This is a genomic window from Rhizobacter sp. (assembly GCF_031412495.1).
Classification (GTDB): Bacteria; Pseudomonadota; Gammaproteobacteria; order Burkholderiales; family Burkholderiaceae_C; genus Schlegelella_A.
This window is the reverse complement of record NZ_JANODC010000049.1, coordinates 1-5,995: the sequence shown is the minus strand read 5'-3', so window position 1 is coordinate 5,995 and position 5,995 is coordinate 1. Positions and strand designations below refer to the sequence as shown.

Sequence of the window (5,995 nt, the reverse complement as noted above, 5' to 3'; positions counted from 1 at the left end):
GACCAAGTCGGTGAAGTCGGGCAGGCCCTGGGCCCGGGCAGACGCCGGCGCTGCCGTTGCCATGAAGCCGAGCATGAGGGCGATTGCGCCGAAGCCGAGGCGACTGAGGAAGGCGCGCAGCGAAGCGAGGGTCGAGGCCATGAGGGGTTCCCGAAGGAGTCGGCGTGGAACGATGATGGAGTGAGCAGCCATGTGGAGGCGCCGCGCCCGGAAGCAAGCCGTGGTCATGGCTTCTTGCGCTCCAGAGCGGCGGCAAAGAGCTTCAGCGTAGCAGGTGGGGTGTCGCCCACGACGGTGATCCACCAGTCGCCGTGCCGCCGGGACAGGGTCGCCGTGGCGCCCATCGTCGCAAGCATCGGTCGGGCGTGCCGTTCGGGCCGGAACGGCTCGATGAACACGGACACATAGGTCAGCCCGTCGGAATAGATGGTCTGGATGACCGGCGGCAGGGGTGGATCGGTGCCCGACTCGCCGGGGGTGTCGATTTGGCGGCTGACGCAGCTGACGCGCCGGAAACCGGGTGCGACCTGGCGCACGACCCAGCCTTCGGACTCGAGGAAGGTGGGCGTCAGCACCGGCCGGACGATGCGGTAGCCGTCGAGCTTGCGCATCGCGCTCAGCACCGTGTCGGGCTGCGGCCGGATGCCGATCGCCACGTCCGAAAAGGCGGAGGTCTCGAGCACGTTACCGCTCTCGCCGAGCACGTCGGCCCGGAGCAGGAGCCCGGAAGCGCGATCGGCCCAGAGCCGGTAGCCGTAGCGATGGCCGTCGCGCGCCTTCACGGCAAGGACGTTCGCCTCGTGCCCGGCGACGCGCTCGAGGCCTTCGTCGCGCACCTCGTACCAGTCGGCGATCCCGTCGTCGCCCGCCTGGAGCAGGGCCGGAAACGAGCTGATCTGGCCGCGCTGCTCGATCATCGCGACCTGGCTGCCCGGCCACAGCGTGTGCACCACGTCGTTGTGGCGGAAGACCTTGCGCTGGCGGCCGTCGAGCGACTCAATGCGCTCGTACTGGTTCGGTCCTTCCCAGAAATGGGCGATGCGGGCGCTCGCGACCCCGGCCCCGCCGCTCACGACGAAGGTGCCCTGGAAGTTGCGCCGGCTCGCTGCATCGTGGATTCGCAGGAGCCAGGCCCTGACCTCGCCCGCCGCCGCGCTTCGTTGCGGCGGCGCCGGCTGCTGGGCCGAAGCGAAGCCGGTGCAGGCGATCGCCAGGCAGGCGACGGTCAGAGGTGCGAAGGCACGCAGGCGCAGCCCTCGCATGTCAGTGGCACCCGACCGCCCGAAGCCGCTGACACGCCCCCTCGGGGGACAGCGAACGTACTCGTGAGCGTGGGGACTTCATCCTAGCGGGAGGCAGCTGAATCGACTGTCGCGCTGCGCAGGAACGCCGACGGGACGCCCAGGGCGGACGTGCCGGCAAACTGCTTGTGCGCCGCCAGGTAGCGGTCGAGCCTGGCGTCGCGGATCAGCTTGCCATCGGCGACGACGGCGGTCTGCGGTTCGGCAGCGGCCGGCGCGGTTGCCAGCCTGGGCGCGGGTGCGGCGATCGGAGCTCGATCGGCGCCTGCCAGCGACGGACCTGGCGGGGCTGCCGGCTGCTGCAGCACGGTGAAGGCGCCGACCACGAGCACGAACCCGGCGGCGACCGCAGACGGCACGATCCAGCCCGCACGTCGCGTCGGCCCGGCGGCGGCCGGCACGGCGGGGGCCGGGGCCAGGACGACCGGCTCCATCGCCAGCCTTGCGCGGACGGCCGCGAGGAAACGGGCATCCCGCCCCGGGTCGGTGGCCAGGTCGTCGGAACGGAGCACGTCCCCGATCAGGTGCCACTGGTGCCACTCCCGGCGGACGGCGTCGCTGCGCCGCCAGGCGTCGCAAACCGCCGCGGAGGCGGCCGGTGCGAGCTCGCCATCCATCAGGGCGGAAAGCGCTTCGCGTGTATTCGCTGCTTCATCCATGGGCCGATCCGACATCGAAACTCTCCAGAAACGCTTGCGCCAGGCGGCTCCTGCCTGGCGTCGAAACTACCACCGGTCGCCCTCGCGCGTGCCCAGCAATGGGCGCAGCCGCGCGGCGATCGCCTCACGCGCCCTGAAAATGCGCGACCGGACCGTGCCGATCGGGCAATTCATCAGCGCCGCGATCTCCTCGTAGCTCAGCCCGTCGATCTCGCGCAGCGTGATCGCCTGCCGCAACTCTTCGGACAAGGCTTCGACCGCAAAGTTCACCGCCGCCGCGATCTGCTTGCTGGCCAGGACGGCGTCCGGGGTGCCGCTGTCGCTCGGCTCGTTGTCGGCGCGGCGCGGCTCGTCCTCGTCGTCCTGCCCCGCCCGCGCCGACTCGGTGACCAGGATGTCGCGCTTGAGCTCCATCAGCTGCTTTTTGGCGGTATTGACCGCAATTCGGTACAGCCAGGTGTAGAAGGCGCTGTCGCCCCGGAACTGCGGCAAGGCCCGGTAGGCGCGGATGAAGGTCTCCTGGGCGATGTCCGGGACGAGGTCGACGTCGCGGACCATGCGGCCGACGAGCCGCTCGATCCGGCGCTGGTACTTGACGACCAGCATCTCGAAGGCCTTGACGTCGCCCTGCTTCACCCGTTCCACGAGCTGGGCGTCGGCATCCGGGGCGTTCATTCGGGTGCCCGGGATGCATGCACGCCGGCCGCCGCGTCGGCGCGGCGCGGGGAAAAGGCGGCGCAGCGCAGCGCGTGCCAGTCGCGCTCGTGGCCGCGCCGCTGCGCCGGAAGCCAACGCCGGGCGCCGAGGCTTCCCGCCCCGGCCCACGGCCTGAACGAAAGCAGCATGAATGAACCGAGGTCCAGCGCGACCTCGACCTGCCCGCCCTGCGGCTCGACGGCGGCGGCGCGCGACGGTGCGAAGCTCCAGCGGCCCGACTCGAGGCGGAGCGTGCCGGGCTCGACCCGGGCCAGGGATACAGCGAGCCCGATCGCCGCCATCCCGGCGACCGCGGCGGCCGCGATCGCTTCGGGCGGCCACTGGGCGCGCCCGGCGATGGCCCAGCCCAGGAGCGAGGCCACCGACAGCAGGGCGAGCACCCCGACGGCGGCGCGCCAGACGCCGAAGTGGCGCAAGGCGACGCTGCAGGAAAGGGGGGTGCGCATGGCGTGGCGCCGGCGCCGGCTCAGACGCGCTTGAAGACGAGCGTGCCGTTCGTGCCGCCGAAGCCGAAGTTGTTCTTGACCGCGTGCTCGATGTTCATCTCGCGCGCCGTGTTGGCGCAGTAGTCGAGATCGCACTCCGGATCCTGCTCGAAGATGTTGATCGTCGGCGGCGACACCTGGTCGCGGATCGCCAGCACGCTGAACACCGATTCGATGCCGCCGGCGCCACCGAGGAGGTGGCCGGTCATCGACTTGGTCGAGTTCACGACCAGCTTGCGCGCGTGGTCGCCGAAGGCAAGCTTGATCGCGTTGGTCTCGTTGACGTCGCCGAGCGGCGTCGACGTGCCGTGCGCATTGAGGTACTGTACCTCGTCGCCGTTGATCCCGGCCGAGCGCAGCGCCGCCAGCATCGAGCGCTTCGGCCCGTCGACGTTGGGGGCGGTCATGTGGAACGCGTCGGCACCCATGCCGAAGCCGACGAGCTCGGCGTACACCTTGGCGCCGCGCCGCTTCGCGTGCTCGTACTCCTCGAGCACAAGGACGCCGGCACCTTCGCCGAGGACGAAGCCGTCGCGGTCCCTGTCCCACGGCCGCGACGCGGTGGCCGGATCGTCGTTGCGCGTCGACAGCGCCCGCGCAGCGGCGAAGCCGCCCACGCCGAGCGGCGACACCGTCGCCTCGGCGCCGCCGGCGATCATCACGTCGGCATCGCCCTGCTCGACCAGCCGGCCGGCCATGCCGATCGAGTGCAGGCCGGTCGTGCACGCCGTGACGACCGCGAGATTGGGGCCCTGGAAGCCGAACATGATCGAGACGTGGCCCGAGATCATGTTGATGATCGATGCCGGCACGAAGAACGGCGTGATGCGGCGCGGGCCGCGGCTGGTCAGCTCGGAGTGGGTGGTCTCGATCAGCGGCAGCCCGCCGATTCCGGAGCTGATGAGGCAACCGATGCGGGTCGCCTCTTCCTCGTCGAGCGCGTCGTTGGTCTTGAGCCCGGCGTCACGGACCGCCTGGATCGAGGCCGCCAGCCCGTAGTGGATGAACGCGTCCATGTGACGCGCTTCCTTGGCCGGGAAGTAGTCCTCGACCTTGAAGTCCTTCACCTCGCCGGCGAAGCGGCAGGAGAAGGCGGCTGCGTCGAAGCGGGTGATGTCGGCGACGCCCGAGCGGCCCGCCAGCAGGTTCTTCCAGCCTTCGTCGACGCTGTTGCCGACCGGGCTGATCAGGCCGAGGCCGGTGACGACGACACGGCGGGATCTCATCGAGTGCGGGGCGTGAGGCGCTGGAGTCCGCTCAAGCCGCCTTCTGGTTCTTCTGGGCGTAGTCGATCGCCAGCTGGACGGTGGTGATCTTCTCCGCCTCCTCGTCCGGGATCTCGATCCCGAACTCGTCCTCGAGCGCCATCACGAGCTCGACCGTGTCGAGCGAGTCGGCGCCCAGGTCGGCAACGAACGCCTTTTCGTTCGTCACGTCGGCCTCGGGTACACCGAGTTGCTCGGCAATGATCTTCCTGACTCGTGCTTCTATGTCGCTCATGACTCCTCCAGGAGTGTGTGAAAAAGTAGACAGTTATTCTAAGGTGCGGCGTCTGCGCAGCGGCCCCGGTGCCGGGCCGACGCCCATGGCAAGAAGCGCGCCCTTGGCTCGCGCTCAGCTCATTAGCATGCCGCCGTTGACGTGCAGTTCCGTGCCGGTGATGTAGGCCGCTTCGGCCGAGGCGAGGAAGGCGACGGCGTGGGCGACCTCCGCCGCCTGGCCGAGCCGGCCCACCGGGATCTGCGCCAGGAGCGCCGCCGCCTGCGCCTCGGGAAGCGCCTTCGTCATGTCGGTGTCGATGAAGCCCGGGGCGACGCAGTTGACGGTGATGCCGCGGCTCCCGACCTCGCGCGCCAGCGACCGGGTCATCCCGGCCACGCCGGCCTTGGCCGCGGCGTAGTTGGCCTGGCCCGGGTTGCCGCTCGCGCCGACCACCGACGTGATGTTGACGATCCTGCCGTAGCGCTGCTTCATCATCGGCCGGATCGCGGCCCGGCTGGCGCGGAACACCGCCGTCAGGTTGGTCGCCAGCACGGCGTGCCAGTCGTCGTCCTTCATCCGCATCGACAGCATGTCGCGCGTGATGCCGGCGTTGTTGACGAGGACGTGCAGGCCGCCGCTGTCGCGAACCGTCGCGTCGACCGCGGCGTTGACGGCGTCGCCGTCGGTCACGTCGAGGACGATGCCCCGGCAGCCCGGATGGGCGGCGAGCGCCTCGCCGATCGCCGCGGCGCCGGCTTCGGTCGTCGCCGTGCCGACCACCTGGAAGCCGCCCTCGGCGAGCCGCAGGGCGATGGCCCGGCCGATGCCGCGCGACGCCCCGGTGACCAGCGCCACCCGCCCGGGGTGCGATTCAGCAGCGCTCATTGCAGCAGCGCCTTGGCCTCGGCGAGCGACACCGGATCGAACACGGCCGCCGAAACGGCGTCGGGCTCGATCCGCCTGACCATCCCGGCGAGGACGCGGCCGGGCCCGCACTCGAAGATGTGGACGATCCCGCGGGCGCGGATGGCCCGGATCGTCTCCGACCAGCGCACCGCTCCGAACGCCTGCGCGTAGAGCGCGTTGCGGATCTGTGCCGGTTCCGTCTCGCTGCGCACGTGGACGTTGTCGAGCACCGGGATGAAGGGAGCGTCGATCGGCGTCGTCGCCAGGCGCTCGCGCAGCCGGTCGGCGGCCGGCTTCATGAGGGCCGAATGGAACGGTGCCGACACCGGCAGCGGCAGGGTCCGCTTCGCCCCGCTCGCCTTGAGCAGCTCGCAGGCCCTGGCCACGCCCGCCTTCGTGCCGGCGATGACGGTCTGCTTCGGGTCGTTGAAATTGGCCGCCTGGA

At 70.6% G+C, this 5,995-nt stretch carries 8 protein-coding genes; all 8 read right to left on the bottom strand.

The window, feature by feature from the left end; translation table 11 throughout:
- Positions 1-224: 224 nt before the first annotated feature.
- A complete protein-coding gene (locus tag AC30N0_RS01810; RefSeq protein ID WP_489516230.1) occupies positions 225-1,262 on the bottom strand; it encodes a MucB/RseB C-terminal domain-containing protein in 1,038 nt (345 codons plus the stop codon).
- An 83-nt stretch (positions 1,263-1,345) separates the two neighbouring features.
- Complete coding sequence (locus tag AC30N0_RS01805) at positions 1,346-1,960, bottom strand: sigma-E factor negative regulatory protein (RefSeq protein WP_489516229.1); 615 nt, start codon at positions 1,958-1,960, stop codon at positions 1,346-1,348.
- Between the two features lie 66 nt (positions 1,961-2,026).
- On the bottom strand, positions 2,027-2,635 hold the full coding sequence (gene rpoE / locus AC30N0_RS01800) for an RNA polymerase sigma factor RpoE (RefSeq protein WP_489516228.1): 609 nt from the start codon (positions 2,633-2,635) through the stop codon (positions 2,027-2,029).
- Positions 2,632-3,123 (bottom strand): hypothetical protein, encoded by a 492-nt coding sequence (locus tag AC30N0_RS01795; RefSeq protein ID WP_489516227.1) that lies wholly within the window; start codon positions 3,121-3,123, stop codon positions 2,632-2,634. The genes rpoE and AC30N0_RS01795 overlap by 4 nt, the downstream gene beginning before the upstream one ends.
- 20 nt (positions 3,124-3,143) lie before the next feature.
- A complete protein-coding gene (gene fabF / locus AC30N0_RS01790) occupies positions 3,144-4,388 on the bottom strand; it encodes a beta-ketoacyl-ACP synthase II (RefSeq protein ID WP_489516226.1) in 1,245 nt (414 codons plus the stop codon).
- A gap of 31 nt (positions 4,389-4,419) precedes the next feature.
- Positions 4,420-4,662, bottom strand: coding sequence for an acyl carrier protein (gene acpP / locus AC30N0_RS01785; protein WP_489516225.1), 243 nt, complete (start codon positions 4,660-4,662; stop codon positions 4,420-4,422).
- Positions 4,663-4,776: 114 nt separating this feature from the next.
- Positions 4,777-5,529, bottom strand: coding sequence for a 3-oxoacyl-ACP reductase FabG (gene fabG, locus AC30N0_RS01780; RefSeq protein ID WP_489516224.1), 753 nt, complete (start codon positions 5,527-5,529; stop codon positions 4,777-4,779).
- Positions 5,526-5,995, bottom strand: a 470-nt coding sequence (locus AC30N0_RS01775; protein WP_489516223.1) for an ACP S-malonyltransferase, incomplete at its 5' end; no start/stop codon positions are given. The genes fabG and AC30N0_RS01775, both read right to left, overlap by 4 nt.